This is a genomic window from Faecalitalea cylindroides, from assembly GCF_028321995.1.
Classification (GTDB): Bacteria; Bacillota_I; Bacilli_A; order Erysipelotrichales; family Erysipelotrichaceae; genus Faecalitalea; species Faecalitalea cylindroides.
This window is the reverse complement of the sequence record NZ_JAQLXG010000001.1, coordinates 49525-66294: the sequence shown is the minus strand read 5'-3', so window position 1 is coordinate 66294 and position 16770 is coordinate 49525. Positions and strand designations below refer to the sequence as shown.

29 protein-coding genes are annotated in these 16770 nt (G+C 37.4%); all 29 read right to left on the bottom strand.

Annotated features, from left to right (window positions below; genetic code table 11):
- Positions 1–3: 3 nt before the first annotated feature.
- The 29 genes from rpsE to PND65_RS00290 all read right to left on the bottom strand — a co-directional run bounded on the left by rpsE (position 4) and on the right by PND65_RS00290 (position 16615).
- The gene (gene rpsE / locus PND65_RS00430; protein WP_187365566.1) at positions 4–507 is read right to left on the bottom strand and encodes a 30S ribosomal protein S5; all 504 of its coding nucleotides are present in this window, start codon (positions 505–507) and stop codon (positions 4–6) included.
- 17 nt (positions 508–524) lie between these two features.
- Positions 525–881, bottom strand: coding sequence for a 50S ribosomal protein L18 (gene rplR, locus PND65_RS00425; RefSeq protein WP_015535553.1), 357 nt, complete (start codon positions 879–881; stop codon positions 525–527).
- Positions 882–902: 21 nt separating this feature from the next.
- Positions 903–1448: a 50S ribosomal protein L6 gene (rplF, locus tag PND65_RS00420; protein WP_015535554.1), complete on the bottom strand. Its 546-nt coding sequence runs from the start codon at positions 1446–1448 to the stop codon at positions 903–905.
- A gap of 19 nt (positions 1449–1467) precedes the next feature.
- Entirely contained in the window at positions 1468–1863 is a 396-nt protein-coding gene (gene rpsH / locus PND65_RS00415) for a 30S ribosomal protein S8 (protein WP_015535555.1), read from the bottom strand.
- 15 nt (positions 1864–1878) lie between these two features.
- The gene (locus tag PND65_RS00410) at positions 1879–2064 is read right to left on the bottom strand and encodes a type Z 30S ribosomal protein S14 (protein WP_015535556.1); all 186 of its coding nucleotides are present in this window, start codon (positions 2062–2064) and stop codon (positions 1879–1881) included.
- A gap of 10 nt (positions 2065–2074) precedes the next feature.
- On the bottom strand, positions 2075–2614 hold the full coding sequence (gene rplE, locus PND65_RS00405) for a 50S ribosomal protein L5 (RefSeq protein ID WP_015535557.1): 540 nt from the start codon (positions 2612–2614) through the stop codon (positions 2075–2077).
- Positions 2614–2946, bottom strand: a complete 333-nt coding sequence (rplX, locus tag PND65_RS00400) for a 50S ribosomal protein L24 (RefSeq protein ID WP_022355606.1) — start codon at positions 2944–2946, stop codon at positions 2614–2616. The genes rplE and rplX overlap by 1 nt, the downstream gene beginning before the upstream one ends.
- A 12-nt stretch (positions 2947–2958) precedes the next feature.
- The gene (rplN, locus tag PND65_RS00395) at positions 2959–3327 is read right to left on the bottom strand and encodes a 50S ribosomal protein L14 (RefSeq protein WP_015535558.1); all 369 of its coding nucleotides are present in this window, start codon (positions 3325–3327) and stop codon (positions 2959–2961) included.
- A gap of 20 nt (positions 3328–3347) precedes the next feature.
- A complete protein-coding gene (gene rpsQ, locus PND65_RS00390; protein WP_015535559.1) occupies positions 3348–3605 on the bottom strand; it encodes a 30S ribosomal protein S17 in 258 nt (85 codons plus the stop codon).
- Between the two features lie 13 nt (positions 3606–3618).
- On the bottom strand, positions 3619–3822 hold the full coding sequence (gene rpmC, locus PND65_RS00385) for a 50S ribosomal protein L29 (RefSeq protein WP_015535560.1): 204 nt from the start codon (positions 3820–3822) through the stop codon (positions 3619–3621).
- Entirely contained in the window at positions 3822–4238 is a 417-nt protein-coding gene (rplP, locus tag PND65_RS00380; RefSeq protein WP_015535561.1) for a 50S ribosomal protein L16, read from the bottom strand. Before rplP ends, rpmC begins: the two co-directional genes overlap by 1 nt.
- The gene (rpsC, locus tag PND65_RS00375) at positions 4225–5046 is read right to left on the bottom strand and encodes a 30S ribosomal protein S3 (RefSeq protein ID WP_015535562.1); all 822 of its coding nucleotides are present in this window, start codon (positions 5044–5046) and stop codon (positions 4225–4227) included. The genes rplP and rpsC overlap by 14 nt, the downstream gene beginning before the upstream one ends.
- A 10-nt stretch (positions 5047–5056) precedes the next feature.
- Positions 5057–5392, bottom strand: coding sequence for a 50S ribosomal protein L22 (rplV, locus tag PND65_RS00370; protein ID WP_015535563.1), 336 nt, complete (start codon positions 5390–5392; stop codon positions 5057–5059).
- 14 nt (positions 5393–5406) lie between these two features.
- Positions 5407–5685 carry a 30S ribosomal protein S19 gene (gene rpsS, locus PND65_RS00365; RefSeq protein WP_015535564.1) on the bottom strand — a complete coding sequence of 93 codons (279 nt, stop codon included), beginning with the start codon at positions 5683–5685 and terminating at the stop codon, positions 5407–5409.
- Between the two features lie 19 nt (positions 5686–5704).
- A complete protein-coding gene (gene rplB / locus PND65_RS00360; protein ID WP_015535565.1) occupies positions 5705–6538 on the bottom strand; it encodes a 50S ribosomal protein L2 in 834 nt (277 codons plus the stop codon).
- Between the two features lie 59 nt (positions 6539–6597).
- Positions 6598–6891, bottom strand: coding sequence for a 50S ribosomal protein L23 (gene rplW, locus PND65_RS00355; protein WP_015535566.1), 294 nt, complete (start codon positions 6889–6891; stop codon positions 6598–6600).
- Complete coding sequence (rplD, locus tag PND65_RS00350) at positions 6891–7520, bottom strand: 50S ribosomal protein L4 (RefSeq protein WP_015535567.1); 630 nt, start codon at positions 7518–7520, stop codon at positions 6891–6893. The genes rplW and rplD overlap by 1 nt, the downstream gene beginning before the upstream one ends.
- Positions 7520–8215, bottom strand: a complete 696-nt coding sequence (rplC, locus tag PND65_RS00345; RefSeq protein WP_035403294.1) for a 50S ribosomal protein L3 — start codon at positions 8213–8215, stop codon at positions 7520–7522. The genes rplD and rplC overlap by 1 nt, the downstream gene beginning before the upstream one ends.
- 15 nt (positions 8216–8230) lie before the next feature.
- Positions 8231–8542 (bottom strand): 30S ribosomal protein S10, encoded by a 312-nt coding sequence (gene rpsJ, locus PND65_RS00340; RefSeq protein ID WP_015535569.1) that lies wholly within the window; start codon positions 8540–8542, stop codon positions 8231–8233.
- A gap of 309 nt (positions 8543–8851) precedes the next feature.
- Positions 8852–9496 (bottom strand): hypothetical protein, encoded by a 645-nt coding sequence (locus tag PND65_RS00335; protein WP_271990059.1) that lies wholly within the window; start codon positions 9494–9496, stop codon positions 8852–8854.
- Positions 9496–10815 (bottom strand): M18 family aminopeptidase, encoded by a 1320-nt coding sequence (locus tag PND65_RS00330; protein ID WP_035403296.1) that lies wholly within the window; start codon positions 10813–10815, stop codon positions 9496–9498. Before PND65_RS00330 ends, PND65_RS00335 begins: the two co-directional genes overlap by 1 nt.
- A 90-nt stretch (positions 10816–10905) precedes the next feature.
- On the bottom strand, positions 10906–12342 hold the full coding sequence (locus PND65_RS00325) for an amino acid permease (protein WP_035403298.1): 1437 nt from the start codon (positions 12340–12342) through the stop codon (positions 10906–10908).
- Positions 12343–12483: 141 nt separating this feature from the next.
- Positions 12484–12663, bottom strand: coding sequence for a hypothetical protein (locus PND65_RS00320; protein ID WP_271990061.1), 180 nt, complete (start codon positions 12661–12663; stop codon positions 12484–12486).
- A gap of 29 nt (positions 12664–12692) precedes the next feature.
- Positions 12693–13319, bottom strand: a complete 627-nt coding sequence (locus PND65_RS00315; protein WP_271990063.1) for a LysR family transcriptional regulator — start codon at positions 13317–13319, stop codon at positions 12693–12695.
- A gap of 63 nt (positions 13320–13382) precedes the next feature.
- Complete coding sequence (locus tag PND65_RS00310; RefSeq protein ID WP_035403384.1) at positions 13383–13838, bottom strand: gamma-glutamylcyclotransferase family protein; 456 nt, start codon at positions 13836–13838, stop codon at positions 13383–13385.
- Between the two features lie 3 nt (positions 13839–13841).
- Positions 13842–14324 carry a hypothetical protein gene (locus PND65_RS00305; protein ID WP_015535572.1) on the bottom strand — a complete coding sequence of 161 codons (483 nt, stop codon included), beginning with the start codon at positions 14322–14324 and terminating at the stop codon, positions 13842–13844.
- A complete protein-coding gene (gene pcp, locus PND65_RS00300; protein ID WP_015535573.1) occupies positions 14324–14968 on the bottom strand; it encodes a pyroglutamyl-peptidase I in 645 nt (214 codons plus the stop codon). Before pcp ends, PND65_RS00305 begins: the two co-directional genes overlap by 1 nt.
- A gap of 10 nt (positions 14969–14978) precedes the next feature.
- Positions 14979–15935, bottom strand: coding sequence for a DUF979 domain-containing protein (locus tag PND65_RS00295; protein WP_271990066.1), 957 nt, complete (start codon positions 15933–15935; stop codon positions 14979–14981).
- A 2-nt stretch (positions 15936–15937) separates the two neighbouring features.
- Positions 15938–16615, bottom strand: coding sequence for a DUF969 domain-containing protein (locus tag PND65_RS00290; protein ID WP_035403308.1), 678 nt, complete (start codon positions 16613–16615; stop codon positions 15938–15940).
- Between the last annotated feature and the right edge of the window lie 155 nt (positions 16616–16770).

Here is a 16770-nt window from a genome sequence, read left to right as displayed (position 1 = left end):
TCCTTACCCGCGAATTTCTTCTGGCTTCTTACCACGAAGCGCAGCAACTTCATCTAATGTTCTTAAGTTCTGCAATGCATCAACTGTAGCACGAACAACATTGATCTTAGTACGTGAACCTAAGCATTTAGTCAAGATATCATTGATACCTGCAAGTTCAAGAACTGCACGGGCAGCACCACCTGCGATAACACCAGTACCTTCTGTAGCTGGGCGCATAAATACGCTACCTGCTCCATAGTTACCTACGATATCATGAGGAATTGTTGTCCCCACAATAGGAACTGTAAACACATTTTTCTTAGCATCTTCGATTGCTTTTTTGATTGCATCAGGTACTTCATTTGCTTTACCAGTACCGATACCAACACGCCCTTTACGATCACCAACAACAACTAGAGCTGCAAAGCGGAAACGACGTCCACCTTTAACTACTTTAGTAACACGGTTGATCGCAACAACTTGTTCTTCAAATTCTTTTTGGTCTCTTCTAGGTTTTCTTTCCATTGCCATGATGTGACCTCCTAAAATTCTAAGCCAGCTTCGCGAGCTGCTTCTGCAAGTGCCTTAATACGACCTGTGTAGATATATCCACCACGATCAAATACGACCTTCTTGATATTCTTTTCGCTTGCACGTTTTGCAATTTCTGCACCAACTTTGCTAGCGGCTTCGATGTTTCCACCATTTTCCAATTTCATGTTTACACTAGAAGCACTGACCAATGTGTTTCCAGCAACATCATCAATGATTTGAACTTCGATGTTTGCGTTACTTCTGAATACGCATAGACGTGGGCATTCAGGAGTACCGCTAATTTTTCTACGAACGCGTTTATGACGACGAATACGTTGTTCATTACGTGATACTTTATTAATCATACTCTTACTCCTCTCCCACTACTATTTCTTACCAGCTGTCTTACCTTCCTTACGACGGATATGTTCACCTTTATAGCGAATACCTTTTCCTTTGTAAGGTTCTGGTTTACGTACAGCACGGATGTTTGCAGCAAATTCACCAACAAGTTGTTTATCAATACCTGCTACTGTAATTTCAGTAGCGCTTGGACATGTTACCTGAAGTCCATCAGCAATTGGCATTTCTACCTGATGAGAATAACCAACATTCATTGTCAATACATTCCCTTTAACTGCTGTACGGAATCCGATACCAACAAGTTCAAGACTCTTTGTAAATCCTTCAGAAACTCCAACTACCATGTTATGTAACAAAGCACGAGTTGTACCATGTAGCTGTTTTGTGTGTTTTTCGTCATTTGGACGTACTACAGTGACTTGATTTTCTTCAACTTTGATTTCCATCAAATCAGAAAATTTACGAGTTAAAGTTCCTTTAGGACCTTTAACAGTCACCTCATTCCCAGCTGCAACTTCAACAGTTACACCAGCAGGAATGGTAATCAGTTTATTCCCGATACGTGACATTACTTATTTTCCTCCTATATTACCAAACGTAAGCAATTACTTCGCCACCTAAGTGGTTTTTCTTTGCATCTCTGTCTGTCATCATACCATTACTTGTAGAGATAATGGCAATTCCAAGTCCGTTCAATACGCGTGGTAGATTATCTACTTTAGCGTAAACACGAAGTCCTGGTTTAGAAATACGACGAAGACCTGAAATTACTCGTTTGTTGTCTTCAGCATATTTCAAAGTGATCGTTAAAGTTTTCTTAACATCACCTTCAACACTGTAATCTGTGATGAAACCTTCATCTTTTAAAATCTTAGCGATTGCTTGTTTTTCCTTTGATGCAGGCATACTAACAGATTCATGTTTTTGTTGCAAAGCGTTGCGAATTCTTGTAAGCATATCCGCAATTGGATCAGTCATAATCATATTTAATATGCCTCCTTACCAACTAGCCTTCTTAACTCCAGGAATCTGACCTTTATAAGCCAATTCTCTGAAGCAAATACGACATAATTTGTACTTTCTTAGTACTGAATGTGGACGTCCACAACGTTCGCAGCGAGTATACTCACGAACTTTAAATTTCTGAGGACGCTGCTGTTTATTGATCATTGCTTTCTTTGCCATGTTGTTCCTCCTACTTTTTGAAAGGCATGCCCATCTTAGTTAATAGAGCTTTTGCCTCTTCGTTTGTTTTCGCTGACGTTACGATTACTACATCCATACCACGAGAACGATTTACTTTATCGAAATCGATTTCTGGGAAGATGATCTGTTCTTTGATACCTAGTGTATAGTTTCCACGACCATCAAAGCTTGTGTCACTAACACCACGGAAGTCACGAACACGTGGTAAAGAGATATTGAATAATTTGTCTAAGAATTCATACATTTTCTGACGACGTAAAGTAACTTTACATCCAATTGGCATTCCTTCACGAAGTTTGAAGTTAGCGATTGATTTCTTAGCTTTTGTAATAACTGGCTGCTGTCCAGTGATTGCTGCCAATTCTTCAACAGCTTCATCCAATAATTTTGAATTCTGGATCGCATCACCGACACCAATATTAACAACTACTTTTTCAATTGCAGGAACTTCCATAACTGATTTGTAGTTGAATTCTTTCATCATAGCAGGGACTACTTCGTTTTGATATTTATCCTGTAAACGGTTCATTATTTCTTCCCTCCTACTTCTTTACCGCTCTTTTTAAATACGCGGACTTTAACTTTGTTTCCTTCTTTATCTTCTTTAATCTGCATTGAAACACGAGATGCAGCTTTAGCTTTTTCATCATAAAGCATTACATTTGATACGTGAATCTTAGCTTCCTTTTCAATGATTCCACCATCTGGATTAGCCTGTGTTGGTTTCAAATGTTTTTTAACCATGTTTACGCCTTCAACGATGACTTTATCTTCTTTTGGGAAAGCCTGTTTTACTTCACCGATTGTGCCTTTGTAAGCACCAGTAATGACTTTAACTTTATCACCTTTTTTAATTCTCACTTGGCACACCTCCTATAGTACTTCTGGAGCCAAAGAACAGATCTTCAAGAAATCCTTGTCACGTAATTCACGAGCAACTGGCCCGAAAATACGAGTTCCCTTTGGCGTATTATCATCTTTGATAATTACACAAGCGTTATCATCGAAACGGATATATGAACCATTTTCACGACGTACACCACGTTTAGTACGAACGATAACAGCTTTAACTACATCACCTTTTTTAACGGATCCACCAGGAGTAGCCTGTTTTACAGTACATACAACGACATCACCGATATTTGAAAATTTTCTAACGCTACCACCTAAACAACGGATAACTAAAACTTCTTTAGCTCCTGTATTGTCGGCGACACGCATTCTACTTTCATTTTGAATCATTGTTTCGCCCTCCTAGTCTCTTATACACGCGCTTTTTCAACGATTTCAACAAGACGGAAACGTTTTGTAGCTGATAATGGACGAGTTTCCATGATAACTACGCGATCTCCAACATGTGCTTCGTTATTTTCATCATGCGCTTTGAATTTCTTAGAATATTTAACACGTTTTCCATACAATGGATGTGTTTTCTTAGTTTCAACAACTACTGTGATAGTTTTATCCATAGCATCGCTAGTTACAACACCACGATATACTTTACGAGCATTTCTTTCCATCGATTGGTCCTCCCTAATCCTGTTGAGCAGCGTTTTCACGTTCAGTCAACACTGTCTTAATACGAGCAATCGTTTTCTTGACAGCTTTTAAACGAGCTGTGTTTTCCAACTGTCCAGTTGCCTGCTGAAAACGGAGATTGAAAAGTTCATCTTTTAGAGTATCGATTTCTTGAAGAAGCTCTTCATTTGTTTTTTCACGAATTTCTTTAGCTAACATTATTCAACTTCTCCTTTTCTAGCAAAACGAGTTTTTACAGGAAGTTTGTGAGATGCAAGACGTAATGCTTCACGAGCAACTTCTTCGCTAACTCCACCAACTTCAAACATAACTCGACCAGGTTTTACAACTGCAACCCAACCTTCTGGAGCACCTTTACCTGAACCCATACGTACTTCAAGAGGTTTTTTAGTTCTAGCCATATGAGGGAAAATACGAATCCATACTTTACCTCCACGTTTCATATAACGTGTCATGGCAATACGGGCAGCTTCGATCTGACGGTTAGATACATAGTTACCACTTTCGGCAACCAATCCAAATTCACCAAAGTCAATAGTACGTCCAGCCTTGCTACGACCTTCATAGCTTAGACGATGAGGACGTCTATACTTTGTACGCTTAGGCATTAACATCAGTGTTACCTCCTTTTTCTACAGGAGCTTCTGCATTCTGTGCAGGTGCTGCTTGTCTAGGGTTACGAGCAGGACGACGACGTCCTTTACCCTTACGCATTGGGCGTTGTTTTGGAGCTTCAGGTTCTTTAACCATTTCACCAGGCAATACTTCACCACGACAAATCCAAACTTTAACACCTAAACGACCATAAGTTGTAGATGCTTCTTCCCAAGCGTAGTCAATATCACTACGAAGTGTATGCAAAGGAACAACGCCTTCACTATATCCTTCAGTACGAGCCATATCAGCTCCACCTAAACGACCAGAAACTGCAGTTTTGATACCTTTAGCTCCAGCACGCATAGTGTTCTGAATTGCTTTTTTCTGAGTAGCACGGAAACTCTTACGAGCTTCAAGTTCATTTGCAATCCAACGAGCTACTAAACGAGCATCTAAGTTTGGATTAGCAACTTCTACTACATTGATCTGTACATTTTTGGCACTCGCCATTTTTTCGATTTTCTTTTTCAATCCTTCGATTGATTTTCCATCCTGACCAATTACAACACCAGGATGAGCTGTACGGATAATTACAGTCATACGACCTTTTGTACGCTCGATTTCGATACGAGAGATCTGAGGATCTGCTTTTCGTTTGTCCTGCGCTTCATTTGACAATTTAGCATAGTAGCTTTCGATGAATTCACGGATCTTAACATCTTCCATCAATAAAGTTCCGAATTCTTTATCGTCAGCGTACCATCTTGACTGCCAGTCACGAATGACACCTACGCGCATCCCGATTGGGCTTACTTTCTGTCCCATAGCTTACCTCCTACTCCTTTTCAGCCACTACAACTGTAATGTGGCTTGTACGTTTGTTAATTGGGCTTGCACTACCTTTTGCACGAGGCATGTAGCGTTTCATAGTGATACCTTCATCAGCCCAGCAAGCTTTAACATAAAGTTTGCTTTCGTCTAAATCATTGTTATTTACTGCGTTGCTAACTGCGCTTTTCAATACTTTACCTACAAGGTAACCGCCTTTGTTAGGTGTGAATTTACAAATTGCAGCTGCTTCTTCTACGTCTTTTCCACGGATCAAGTTCAAGACAAGTCTTGCTTTACGAGGCTGAATACGTAGAGTTTTCGCTGTTGCTTTTACTTCCATTTCTTCTCCTCCTACTATCTCTTAGATTTCTTGTCATCAGAAGCATGACCAGTGTATTTACGAGTTGGAACAAATTCACCTAATTTATGTCCAACCATGTCTTCTGTTACATAAACTGGAACGTGTTCTTTTCCGTTATAAACGGCAAATGTATGTTCAACAAAGTTAGGGAAAATAGTTGAACGACGGCTCCAAGTTTTGATGACTTCTTTTTTGTTGTTAGCATTTAAAGCTTCAACTTTTTTCATTAGATGGTCATCACAGAAAGGTCCTTTTTTCAAACTACGACTCATGTCTTTTTACCTCCTTTGCCTACTTGCCGTTACGGCGACGTACGATCAATTTCGTACTAGCTTTCTTATTACGACGTGTCTTAACACCCAATGCTTTTTTACCCCAAGGAGTCATTGGAGATTTACGTCCGATTGGTGTACGTCCTTCACCACCACCATGAGGGTGATCATTAGGGTTCATAACAGAACCACGAACTGTTGGACGGATACCTTTCCAACGGTTACGACCTGCTTTACCAATATTTACCAATGAGTAATCTTCATTACCAACAATACCTACTGTAGCACGGCAGTTACCTAATACCTTACGAACTTCACCAGAAGTTAAACGTAAAGTTACATATTTTTCTTCAATACCTAGGATCTGAGCAGAACATCCAGCACTACGTGCAAGCTGTCCACCTTTACCAGGTTTTAATTCTACGTTGTGAATGAATGTACCTTCTGGGATGTTACGAAGTTCCATTGCATTACCAACTTTGATATCAACTTCAGCACCAGAAATAACAGTCATTCCAACTTTTAGATCTTTAGGTGCGATGATGTATCGTTTTTCACCATCTGCATAATTCAACAATGCAATGTTTGCAGAACGGTTTGGATCGTATTCGATCGTAGCTACTTTAGCTGGGATACCATCTTTATTTCGTTTGAAATCGATGATACGGTAAGTTCTTTTATGTCCAGAACCTTGATGACGTGTTGTAATACGTCCTGTGTTATTACGACCACCTTTTGATTTAAGTGGAGCCAACAAGCTTTTTTCTGGCTTAGAAGTTGTAATTTCTTCATAAGTCAAAGATGTCATTCCACGACGTCCAGGTGTCGTTGGTTTATACGTTTTAATTGGCATAAACTTTCTTTATCCTCCTTATCGCAATATTTATTCAGGAAATAGCGTCTTCTCCCTGATTATTCAGCTTCACCAAACAAATCGATTGTTGAACCTTCAGCCAACTTAACGATTGCTTTATGAACTGCGTGTGTTTTACCTGTGTATCTTCCAACACGTTTTGTTCTTGGCTTTACATTTAGCATGTTAACTTTTTCAACTTTAACATTCCAAATAGCTTCAACTGCCTGACGAACTTCAATTTTGTTAGTTCCTTTTGCTACTTCAAAAGTGATCTTGTTGTCATCAGCCATCAACTTCATACTTTTTTCAGTAATGATAGGGCGAATGATTACATCTCTAAAGTCTTTCATTATGCCAAGGCCTCCTCAACTTCTTTAACGGCTGCACTAGTCATAACGATTGCATTTGCATTTACTAGATCAAATACGTTGATTCCTGTAGAAGTTAACATCATAACTCCTGGAATATTACGTGCTGACAAGTAAGCATTTGTAGCTTCTTCGTTTTCAGCTACAACGAACAATGTTTTCTTAGGCGCCTTGATTGCTTCCATGATTGAAACAAATGTTTTTGTTTTTGGTTCAGAAATTTCGAACTTATCTAGTACGCTTAAAGCTTGAGCAGCAAGTTTTTCACTTAATGCTGATTTAACTGCCAAGCGACGAACTTTTTTATTAATTGTGTATTTGTAGCTGCGTGGTGTAGCACCAAATACTGTTCCACCACCTCTGAACTGAGTGGCACGGATTGAACCCTGACGAGCACGTCCAGTTCCTTTCTGACGGTAAGGTTTACGTCCACCACCAGAAACTTCGCTGCGTCCTTTTGTGTCAGCTGTTCCCTGACGACGACTTGCCTGCTGCATTACCAATGCATCAAACAAGCTCTGTTGATTTGGTTCAATTCCAAATACGGCATCGTTAAGTTCCATTGAACCAACGACAGCACCAGTTTGGTTAATAACGTCGATTGTAGCCATTATTCTTGAACCTCCTTAGTAGCACTGTAGTCAATTAAAGTTACTGGTTCTTTGTCACCCTTAGAAGTCTTAGCAGTGCGAACCATTACTAATCCTTTTTTAGGTCCAGGAACATTTCCTTTAATTAACAAGTAGTTATTTTCCTTATCAACTTTGATAACTGTCAAGTTAGGGTTAGTTGTTGTATAACCACCTTCCTGACCAGCCATGATAGTACCCTTCATGATACGTCCCTGACGTGAAGTGATACCGTTTGTAGCCAATGAACCGATGTGTCTAATGTTCTTAGAACCACCGTGTGATTTTGGCCCCTGGTGAGCATTGTTACGAACGATAGTACCGTTGTAACCTTTACCCTTGCTAGTTCCAATAACGTCAACTGTTTCACCAGCTGCGAAGATTGTTACGTCAATTAAATCACCAACGTTAACATCCATATCGCAGTTACGTACTTCTTTGATAAAGCGTTTTGGACTAGTGTTTGCTTTTTTGCAGTGTCCGATGTTTGCTTTTGTAGTACGTTTTTCTTTGATTTCTTCAAATCCTAACTGAACTGCATCATATCCATCACTCTGTGCTGTTTTCTTCTGTAAAACAACGTTTGGAGTTGCTTCAACTACAGTTACCGGGATCAAGACACCATCTTCTGTGAAGACCTGTGTCATTCCTAATTTTCTTCCTAAAAGTCCTTTCATCTCAAGACACCTCCATTAAAGTTTAATTTCGATGTCCACACCACTTGGAAGTTCCAATCTCTGTAATGAATCGATTGTTTCCTTAGTAGGTGCAACGATCTCAATTAAACGTTTGTGTGTACGCATTTCGAATTGTTCACGTGAATCTTTGTATTTGTGAACAGCACGAAGAATTGTTACAACCTGTTTTTCCGTTGGTAACGGTACGGGACCAACAACTTTTTTAGCTCCGTGTTTAGTTGCAGCTTCGACGATTTTTTTAGCACTATCATCCAAGATGCGATGTTCATACGCTTTTAAGCGAATTCTCATAGTATTTTTTGCCATGTTTTACTCCTTTCGTTTATTCTAGATAAACATGCTCCATACGAATTACCTGACTCCACCCATGACAACGCTTTTCAGTGGGTCAGCAACCTCGCACTTCCTCGCAATGCCCATAGAGTTTACCATAAATAAAAAGGGCATGCAAGCCCTATTTTTAAAAGATTTTTAAGTAATGTCAAACACTTAAATTCAACCCTTTTTCATGTGTTTTTTCTATTAATTTCTATCCAATTTCATATATTTAATGATTTTTTATTTCATAAACTTTCCTAGTAAAAAAAGCTTTCGGTTTTATCCGAAAGCTTAAGATTAAATCGTAAATTCATCCAACATCTTATCGAATTTCTTCTTTGATACAAAATGTGCGATAAACAAGATGATCAAAGAGAAGTCAAATGATACTGGAAGCCATATCTTTAATAAGAAGCACAATACAAAACTTGCTATATCCAAATATAAGTAATCTCTAGATGACGTATAGCGTTTAACCAAACGATACTTGATCTTCATATTACGATATAAGAATACGATTGATAAAGCACCTACGATACCATCTACCCAAATATTAAACAAGAATTTTCCTGTCAATACCGCTACCAGGAAAAAAACCAATAATGTTCCTGTCATAACTATAACGATACCAGACATTACAAATTTACCTTTATCACTTTGAACCACTTGCTCCACCATCTTCTTAAAAGAAGAACTTTTTGGCCATGAGCGAAAATCACGAGTTAAGTTGGAATCAAGTTTAATTTGATCAAGGCGATCTTCCTGAGCATATTTTTCACACTGATCAAAATAATATCTAGCTAAAATATCTTTTTTTGCTGGTGTAAAATCTTTCTTATCTAATGTATCTAGAAGTCGTTTGGCTTCTTTTTCTTTAATCTGTGCACTTTCAGGCAAGCTTGCCTGTACATCCAGCCACTTATATTTTGTATAATCGATCATTATTCGTAAATGATCCCTTCAGCTTCATCAATTTTTACATTTGTATTATAGAAAGCTGTCAAAGATTCAACTGCATACCCTGTATCTTTGATACCAGCTGTTTCATAACATGAATGCATAGCCAACTGAGGAAGACCAAAGTCAACAGCATGCACACTTACCTGTGTATTTGACAAGTTGCCAAGAGTAGATCCACCCACTACATCTGAGCGGTTTGCAAATGTCTGTACCGGCACACCTGCTTTATTACAGATACCTGTGAACAAGGCACGGCTGAAAGCATCTGTTGTATATTTCTGGTTTGCACTTTCTTTGATGACGATACCCTTATTCATATATGAGCAGTTTACCTGGTCTGTCTTTTCTGGATGGTTTGGATGAACAGCATGTGCATTATCGCAGCTTACCAGGAATGATCTTGCGACTGCCTGATAATATTCATCCGCTGTTTTTCCTAGACAACCATTTACTCTTTGAAGAACATCATACAAGAATGTAGACATTGCACCTTGTTTTGTATTTGAACCAACTTCTTCATTATCGAAACAAGCATATACATTAACGGCATGATCATTATTTGAATCTAAGAAAGCTTTCAAAGATACGAATGCACACTGCAAGTCATCTAATTTAGGTGTTGATACAAATTCATCCTTCAATCCCCAGATAACTGGTTTTTGACGGTTTACCAAGAATAGGTCTTTTGCAAGGATCTGAGATACTTCTACCCCTAACTCATCAGCAACCATTTGATCAAAAGCACCTTTTTTCAATTCACCTGTAGAGAATAATGGGCAAAGATCAATCTGGCGATTATAAGAATAACCATTGTTGATTTCACGATTGAAGTGAATTGCGACATTTGGAATGATCAAGATATCTTTATCAATATAAAGAAGTTTACTTTCAACTTTATTTCCTGTCTGCACCAATACACGACCTGCTACAGTCAATGGGCGATCAAACCATGTTGAATCGATCATGCCACCGTAAGCTTCTACATCTAAACGTAGATATTCACCCTGTCCTGTTAATTCAGGAACGCTTTTTACTTTATATGTAGGTGAATCAGAATGTGATGCAGTCATCTGGAAATGATAATCATCCAATTCTTTTCCTACTTTAAAAGCAACAACACTTGAATGATTGCGGATCGTATAATACTTTCCACCTTTTTCAACTGTCCATGTTTTTCCTTCTGGTAAATAAGTAAATCCATCCTTATCTAAATATGTACGAATTGTTTTGATTGAATGAAACATACTTGGGCTGTCTTGAATAAATGACAGTAATTCTTTTGTAATTTCAATATTGTTCATTTTGTGAATCCTCCCTTTTTCAAGAATACCATTATTCTTCATAAAAGAAAAGAAACCAGCTCAAAAACCGGTTTCTTTTTATCGATGATCTTAAGCTTCTTTTGCGTCCTGAGCTTTACGAATAGCTGGCAAGATCAATCCTAATGCTGTTAACACGAATGGAGTAACAACGTTAAGGATCATTGTGAACATATCATCAGAATACATACCTAAGATACAGCAAGCCAATGTTACGATAAAACACCAAGCACCGAATACCATACCTACAGTTCTATTCTTAACAAACTTATATTCACGTTTAAATTTTTCTCCAGCTTTAACAAGCATAAAGTACGCGAAGAATGTCCATAAGTAACGAAGAGGCATACATACAGAGTTCAATTTATTCAACTGAGCCAATACTTCTGCAGCACCTGAACCCATCATTTGAACTACGATGATTGCTCCTGAAAGAATAACTACCATCCAAATACCATTGATATAAGCACCAACATCGTTCTGTTTCAATAATTGTTTTGGAACATACTGACGAGTATTTGGATCATCAAGCAACATACGTAATGGAGCATCGATACTTACTACCAATGTAGAGAACTGTCCGATAGCATTACATGCAGCATAAATAATCATTAACAAGTTACCAACACCATAGTATTCTCCAAGTTTTTCAAATGCCCAATATGCACCATTAGCGATATAAGCAGTTTGAGATTCTGCAGATGCGAATACAACTTCAGGATCAAACATCATACCCATAGCAATAGTACCGAAAATTGCACAAATGATAACCATGATAGCAGCGAAGATCATACTCTTAGGGAACTGTTTACCAGGGTTCCCTTCAACTTTATTGATATAAGGAGAAATCTTTTCGATACCACCAACAGCAAATACCAAGATAGATAAGTTTGTAAAATAGCTTACATCGAATGTTGGAATCAAGTTATCCAAGCTGAAGTCCATATTAACAAATCCACCATTAGGGTTGATAACTGGAGCAGCAAACATCAATAAGATGTAAAGAATACTCATAACAAACATACTAGAACCTGCTAAAGTAGCAAGTTTTTTCAATGGGTTCAAACCACGGCTTGCAACCCAGCAGAAGAACAAGAATACTGCCAAAGTAGCTAACTGTACGTACAATGTAGGGAATGTATCGTAAGTTTCTGCATTTTGGAATACCATCCAGCTCAACGCTTTCAAACCACCAGAACCTTTTGATGCGATATAAGTTACATGGCATGCCCAATAAGTCCATCCTGCATAATACGCAACTTTTGAACCAGTAGTTTCACGGACCCAAGAAGTAACACCACCACCTAGATCTTTAAATGCTGAACCTAACTCACCAACCATTAACGCATTTGGCACGAAGTAAAGAGCAAACATCAAGATCCAAGAGAAGATTACCTGGATTCCATTGAAGTACATAAATCCATTTACGACATTTCCAAATCCCCATAGAGTTGAGAAACACATAAATGAAAGCATGTACCATTTGATTTTCTTTTGAGAATTATCCATTATATAGTTCTCTCCTTTCAATACGTACACATATAATCACATATTATTGATAAAATGTCAAAGAAACGTTGAAAAAAAGTTAAAGATATTTGCACAAATGTTAAATATCCTTGAACTTTTTGACAATTTTTTATGTTTTTTTCAATGATTTACTTTTTCTAAACCCTCATTTTCATTTTCAAGATATGCCAACCCTATTTCAATATCTGTTGAAAAATCAATAGGAAGACATTTTACCTTTCCTTGCCAGACTTTTGCGGTCAAGCTATGCTCAACACTAATCCCCAATCCGGCTTCTACCATCGTATATGTAACAAACACATCTTTTGTTGCCAGCCTGGTGTTTGGAACTATGTGATATTTTTTAAAGATTCTAGCATAATCTGTATCCTCACCAACATGGGTTGCGATAAAAGGCTTTTTTTTAACTGTTCAATCGAAATTGAATTCTTTTTTGCAAGTTTATGATTTTCGGATACCCATGCAACAAGCTCATCCTTATATAAAGGAATCCACTTATGATTACCTTCTCGTTTAGAAATAATACAAGCATCTATTTCATGATTTTCAACAGATTTTAATAGATTTGAACTATAATCGTGAATCAACTCTATTTCAATTTTAGAATAAACTTTTTGAAATTCTTTTGTAATATCTCCTAACCAACTAAGATACGCATGGTGTGCACATCCTATCTTAATTCTTCCTTGTGGTTGTTCTGATATCGTTTCTACTAATTTATCACACATCTCATTTTGTTCTACCAATTGACGAATCGAAGGAAGGATATCAAGACATTTTTTTGTAGGAATTACTCCTCCCCGATTTCGATATAATAACTCAAAACCTATTTCATGTTCAAAAGTTGACATCATTTTGCTGATTCCTGAAGTTGTGATATTTAGCTTTCCCGCTGCGGCGGAAAGACTTCCAGTATCTATCGCATAAATCAATGCCCTACACCTATCGATATCCATATCTGATCCTCCTGACTAAGAAATACTACCTAAAAATGAGAAAAAGAAGGAACGTTCCTTCTTCTATCTCTTACATTTTGCATAAGCCTCTTCCAAGAATCTAGTGTCAAGATCATTATCTCGAAATCCTTGTTCAACTCTTCTATAATACGATTCAGATGGAGTTGAAATCTCATATGACGGATCCATTTCATAAAAGAAAGCTTGTTTAATGCTTCCATCATCCATGAAAACATCACATTTACTACGTCCATACAATTTGGGATATTCTTCATATTCATCTAAAGATTTTAAATCATTTTCCGAAATTTTAAACAAACATACGTTTACTTTTTTTGCAGAGTTAGGTCGAACATTCAAATATGCTCTTCCTGCTTCACCACAAAATAAAAGTTCATATCCTTCAATGGTTCCTGTTCCTTCATGCTTAGCATCAGGACAACGTTTTTTCATTTCTTCTAAATTCATATTACTGCCATATGCAGCATAATAAAGATCTAAATACTTTATATTACTCATCATCTACACCTTATCTTTCTGTATCGGCTTTATGCAAAACCAAAGTTCCATAACCATTTTTGTCGCCTTTCGAAAACGCCTCTTACGATAATGATACACTTCCAGATCTTGCCATGCATCATCTTGATCAAAGTCCTGATATGGAAGCCAATCTTGATAAAACTTCTTTCTTAATTCTGCGACTTTAGCTGGCAACAAGGCTTGAGTATGATATTTGACTGGAACTTTTACAATCCACTGCCCTTTTTCAATTTTTAAAGAAGCCATCTGTTTGTTTGCTTTTTCAGTCATATCTCCCATAAATAACTTTTTGCTTGATGTCGCAACCACTGTATAAACAGGTTTTTTCAAATGTTTGATTTGAGGTTTGATTTTTGCATATTTTTTACTGATAGTTTTTAAATCTTCAAACAATGTATCTGAATTTGTTTCCATCATTACCCCTGAAAGATAGATAGTCTCATCCAATTGTTGAGGATCAAACATTAATGCGTTGTTCCTCCTTGTGCCATGATATCTGTTGGATTTTCTATAATGGCTTCAATACTTAACTCTATACCTCTAGCAATATCATTTAGATTCATGCCTGGTGTTCCAGCTGGCTGATTGACAGTTTGACTTGTAGCATATGGTACATGCATAAAACCACCTTTTATATTTGGATATTTTGTATTTAAGGCATGCAGTACACAATACAACATGGCATTACATACATAGGTACCAGCTGTATAACTAACGGATGCAGGAATACCATTTTCTTTCATTTTTTCAACCATAGCATATACTGGTAATTGAGTAAAATATGCTGCAGGTCCACCCTCAACTAAAGGTTGATTGAAAGGCTGATCTCCATCATTATCTGGTATTCTTGCCTGTGCGTAATTGATTCCTACAAATTCTGGAGTTATTTGTGAGCGCCCTCCAGCTTGACCGATACAGAATACATAATCTGGATGATATTTTTCAATCGCATCAATTGTTGCCTGAGGCCCTTTCTTAAATACTGTAGGAACTTCTAGTTTAATAATTTCGGCTCCTTCAATACAATCTGGAATTAATTTTACTGCTTCAAAAGCAGGGTTTATTTTTTCTCCTCCAAATGGATCGAAACCTGTAACTAATATCTTCATGTCAAACCTCCTAAGATAAAACGATCATCATAACAGTTTGGATAACCAGCATGATTACTGCAATCAAAATCTGATTCTTAATAACTCCGTTATTATCCTTCATCTCCAACACCGCGACTGGAACCATATTAAAGTTAGCAGCCATCGGTGTACATAAAGTACCACAATAACCACAAGTTAGAGCTAGAGAGCCTACAATTACCGGGTCAGCGCCATAAGCTAGTACAAAAGGCGCACCAATTCCAACGGTCATGACCGTGATAGCTGCAAATGCATTTCCCATAATCATTGTAAATAAAGCCATACCAACACAATAAACGATCATACCAATAACGATATTACCTTCTGGAATTACGTTAGCAACCAAACCTGAAAGAACATCGCCTACTCCAGCAGCAGTAAATACCGATCCTAAAGCAGCCAGCAATGTAGGTAACATGCTCAATGGGCCAACAATATCCATCATCCTGCGACAATCATGCATGATAATAGACGGTGTATTGTCTTTAGAATAAGCCAATAGCATAATAAAGGCTACTAATACACCAACACCCATACCTACTAAAGGAGAAATTGGAGTTACCAAAGCAAAGGCTAGAGCACATACACCTATTGATAATGCAGGTATAAAAATTTTCATACCAATTTTTTTGTAATTTTTCTCTGTTTCCTCGTTAGATGGTGCCGGTTCAGAACCTACCCCAACTTGTTTTAATATTGGACTCAATACCATCAAAACCATTAATATACCCGTATACAAAGGTGGAATCCATGGTCCAATCACAAACATTAATCCAAGCAAAAACCAGAAAATAAACGAACCATATCGTTTCTTATTCTCTTTATCCTGTAAATTTCTAAAAGCTACATATAAAGTAACTAAACCTATCACAAAATATAATACTTCAAGAAGCTTATCTGACATTGTGATATCTACACTCATAAAATATTCAATAGGATTTGTCATGACTAGGCTCCTTTCTTATATTGTTTCATTAATCGTTTATCTTTTATATAGTAGTAAACAATTGCACAACCAACTGCCATTATAGCTACTGGGATCTGAACAGAAGCTAGATCAATTAATTCCACCTCATATCCAAGATCTGCTAAAGTAGACTGTACAAGTAACATACCACTCGTACCAACAAACAACACCTGTCCAAAGAACCAGGCAACATTATCCATACCAGCAGACATTCCTTTTAACTGTTCTAGATGGTCTTCATTGATCTCATAACCTTCTTTTTCAACAGCCGCTTCAGCCATTGGCATTACAATTGGTCGAATAAATCCAGCCGATCCACCAAAACTGATATTAAACGCTGCAAAAATAAGACGGAAAACGCCATAAATGCCTACCACCATACCAGCTGAAGCCCCTTTAAACTTTTTCATCAATGCTGCAGCAGCTTGTTTCAAGCCATTTCTCTCTAATGTACCTGTAACTACCAATACAATAATAAAAGTACACATACTTCGATTCGAAACAAAACTAGAACCTAGTGTTTCCAAAAAAGTTACCAAGTCCATTCCACCAACTAGGGCCGTAACAACTGCAGCAACCATTATGATCAAGATTGAATCCATTTTTAATACGAACCCTATGATTACAATTAAAATTCCTAATAGTTTAAGTAATTCCATATTCAGCATCCTTTCTGCACTGAATTATATAAAAAATGTAATTTTTTTCAATGTAATGTGATTTATTTTCATTATTTTTCCATAAATTTATTGCATTTTAATCAAGAAAAAAAAGAGAGTCAACGCTCTCTTAAAGATATTGTGATATCTATTAA

What these genes read in the sequence shown, in the direction of transcription:
- rplB (WP_015535565.1), bottom strand. Translation starts at nt 6,538, where the DNA reads ATGCCAATTAAAACGTATAAACCAACGACACCTGGACGTCGTGGAATG.
- rpsE (WP_187365566.1), bottom strand. Translation starts at nt 507, where the DNA reads ATGGAAAGAAAACCTAGAAGAGACCAAAAAGAATTTGAAGAACAAGTT.
- rpsQ (WP_015535559.1), bottom strand. Translation starts at nt 3,605, where the DNA reads ATGGAAAGAAATGCTCGTAAAGTATATCGTGGTGTTGTAACTAGCGAT.
- PND65_RS00325 (WP_035403298.1), bottom strand. Translation starts at nt 12,342, where the DNA reads ATGGATAATTCTCAAAAGAAAATCAAATGGTACATGCTTTCATTTATG.
- rpsJ (WP_015535569.1), bottom strand. Translation starts at nt 8,542, where the DNA reads ATGGCAAAAAATACTATGAGAATTCGCTTAAAAGCGTATGAACATCGC.
- pcp (WP_015535573.1), bottom strand. Translation starts at nt 14,968, where the DNA reads ATGAAGATATTAGTTACAGGTTTCGATCCATTTGGAGGAGAAAAAATA.
- rplE (WP_015535557.1), bottom strand. Translation starts at nt 2,614, where the DNA reads ATGAACCGTTTACAGGATAAATATCAAAACGAAGTAGTCCCTGCTATG.
- rplV (WP_015535563.1), bottom strand. Translation starts at nt 5,392, where the DNA reads ATGGAAGTAAAAGCAACAGCGAAAACTCTACGTATTCAGCCTCGTAAA.
- rplD (WP_015535567.1), bottom strand. Translation starts at nt 7,520, where the DNA reads ATGGCTACAATCGACGTTATTAACCAAACTGGTGCTGTCGTTGGTTCA.
- PND65_RS00295 (WP_271990066.1), bottom strand. Translation starts at nt 15,935, where the DNA reads ATGACAAATCCTATTGAATATTTTATGAGTGTAGATATCACAATGTCA.
- rpmC (WP_015535560.1), bottom strand. Translation starts at nt 3,822, where the DNA reads ATGTTAGCTAAAGAAATTCGTGAAAAAACAAATGAAGAGCTTCTTCAA.
- PND65_RS00410 (WP_015535556.1), bottom strand. Translation starts at nt 2,064, where the DNA reads ATGGCAAAGAAAGCAATGATCAATAAACAGCAGCGTCCTCAGAAATTT.
- PND65_RS00335 (WP_271990059.1), bottom strand. Translation starts at nt 9,496, where the DNA reads ATGATCGATTATACAAAATATAAGTGGCTGGATGTACAGGCAAGCTTG.
- PND65_RS00310 (WP_035403384.1), bottom strand. Translation starts at nt 13,838, where the DNA reads ATGAGTAATATAAAGTATTTAGATCTTTATTATGCTGCATATGGCAGT.
- rplC (WP_035403294.1), bottom strand. Translation starts at nt 8,215, where the DNA reads ATGAAAGGACTTTTAGGAAGAAAATTAGGAATGACACAGGTCTTCACA.
- PND65_RS00315 (WP_271990063.1), bottom strand. Translation starts at nt 13,319, where the DNA reads ATGGATATCGATAGGTGTAGGGCATTGATTTATGCGATAGATACTGGA.
- PND65_RS00330 (WP_035403296.1), bottom strand. Translation starts at nt 10,815, where the DNA reads ATGAACAATATTGAAATTACAAAAGAATTACTGTCATTTATTCAAGAC.
- rpsC (WP_015535562.1), bottom strand. Translation starts at nt 5,046, where the DNA reads ATGGGACAGAAAGTAAGCCCAATCGGGATGCGCGTAGGTGTCATTCGT.
- rplR (WP_015535553.1), bottom strand. Translation starts at nt 881, where the DNA reads ATGATTAATAAAGTATCACGTAATGAACAACGTATTCGTCGTCATAAA.
- PND65_RS00290 (WP_035403308.1), bottom strand. Translation starts at nt 16,615, where the DNA reads ATGGAATTACTTAAACTATTAGGAATTTTAATTGTAATCATAGGGTTC.
- rplF (WP_015535554.1), bottom strand. Translation starts at nt 1,448, where the DNA reads ATGTCACGTATCGGGAATAAACTGATTACCATTCCTGCTGGTGTAACT.
- rpsS (WP_015535564.1), bottom strand. Translation starts at nt 5,685, where the DNA reads ATGAGTCGTAGTTTGAAAAAAGGACCTTTCTGTGATGACCATCTAATG.
- rplW (WP_015535566.1), bottom strand. Translation starts at nt 6,891, where the DNA reads ATGAAAGACTTTAGAGATGTAATCATTCGCCCTATCATTACTGAAAAA.
- rplP (WP_015535561.1), bottom strand. Translation starts at nt 4,238, where the DNA reads ATGTTAATGCCTAAGCGTACAAAGTATAGACGTCCTCATCGTCTAAGC.
- rplN (WP_015535558.1), bottom strand. Translation starts at nt 3,327, where the DNA reads ATGATTCAAAATGAAAGTAGAATGCGTGTCGCCGACAATACAGGAGCT.
- rpsH (WP_015535555.1), bottom strand. Translation starts at nt 1,863, where the DNA reads ATGATTATGACTGATCCAATTGCGGATATGCTTACAAGAATTCGCAAC.
- PND65_RS00305 (WP_015535572.1), bottom strand. Translation starts at nt 14,324, where the DNA reads ATGTTTGATCCTCAACAATTGGATGAGACTATCTATCTTTCAGGGGTA.